This window comes from Luteibacter jiangsuensis (assembly GCF_011742555.1).
Classification (GTDB): Bacteria; Pseudomonadota; Gammaproteobacteria; order Xanthomonadales; family Rhodanobacteraceae; genus Luteibacter; species Luteibacter jiangsuensis.
Genome location: NZ_JAAQQR010000019.1, coordinates 1 through 1,225 on the forward strand (window position 1 = coordinate 1; position 1,225 = coordinate 1,225).

A 1,225-nucleotide genomic window follows, 5' to 3' on the forward strand; every position below is an offset into this window, starting at 1 on the left:
TGACCTGCCCCCACCAGCCGTACCAATGATCACTGTGAAAGTCCGGGGTTGAAGATTACTGCGTTGTTGTCCTGTTGTGCGCGGTGGTGAGCAGCGAATTGCGACGGCGGGATGCGGCCACAGCTGCTATGGGGCCGGACCTCGTTGTAATCTCGACGCCATTCCCCGATCACGCCGCGCGCTTGCGTCAGTGACGTGAACCAGTGCTCGTTGAGGCATTCGTCTCGGAACTTGCCGTTGAAGCTTTCGATGTAGCCGTTCTGTGTTGGGCATCCCGGTTCGATGAGGATGTGCTCGACGCCATGCTGCTGCGTCCAGGCGATGAAAGCGCGACTGGTGAACTCGGGCCCGTTGTCGGTGCGTACGGCGCTCGGGTAGCCACGGAAGCAGGCGGCCTGATCGAGAAGCCGTACGACGTAGGCGCCGCTGATGCCGTGATCTACCGCGATGTCCACGCTCTCGCGAGTGAAGTCATCGACGACGGTCAGGCTCTTGATCCGGCGCCCGTTGGCCAGGGCGTCGAAGACGAAGTCCATGCTCCAGGTGTCGTTCGGCCGACAGGACGCCCGCAGCTTCTGGCGCTCGCCGACCGGACGCTTCGCCTTGCGGCGACGACGCACGGACAGCTTGGCTTCCTGATACAGGCGATACACTTTCTTGTGGTTCACCATCGGGAATTCCCGCTTCAACAGGTCATGCAGGCGGCGGTAACCGAAGCGACGGCGGACCTGCGCCAACTCGACCAGCCGCAGCGACAACGCCTGCGTGGCAGGCGTGGGCTCAGGTTCATGGCGGAAAGCATCGCGGGATAGCCCCGCAAGGCGACAAGCCCGGCGCTCGCTGATCGGCGTCAGCTCGCACATGCGCCGGATTGCCTCGCGCTTGCGTTGCGGGGCTAGCGTTTTACCCCGAACCCGACCTTCAGCGCCTCAATGTCCAGATGCGCCTCCGCGAGCAGTCGCTTAAGCCGGCTGTTCTCGGACTCTAGATCCTTCAGCCGCTTGGCATCCTCGGCCTCCATGCCGCCGTACTTGGCCCGCCAAGCGTAGAAGCTGGCGGGACTGAAGCCATGCTGCCGGGCCAGCTCCGAAACCGCCATGCCTGCGTCAGCCTGCTTGATAAACCCGATGATCTGCTCGGTGGTGAAACGACTCTTCTTCATATCCGTCCTCGTGATTGACGGACTTTACAGCTTCATGTGGTACGGCTCAGTGGGGGCAGGTCA

1 protein-coding gene is annotated in these 1,225 nt (G+C 62.5%); it reads right to left on the reverse strand.

Annotated features, from left to right (window positions below; translation table 11 throughout):
- Nucleotides 1-29 precede the first annotated feature (29 nt).
- Nucleotides 30-1,162 (reverse strand): IS3 family transposase gene (locus HBF26_RS19335; RefSeq protein WP_167129840.1). Its coding sequence is split into 2 segments (ribosomal slippage): nucleotides 30-907 and nucleotides 907-1,162, totalling 1,134 coding nucleotides; the frame shifts between segments, so codons are not numbered across the junction.
- Nucleotides 1,163-1,225 lie beyond the last annotated feature (63 nt).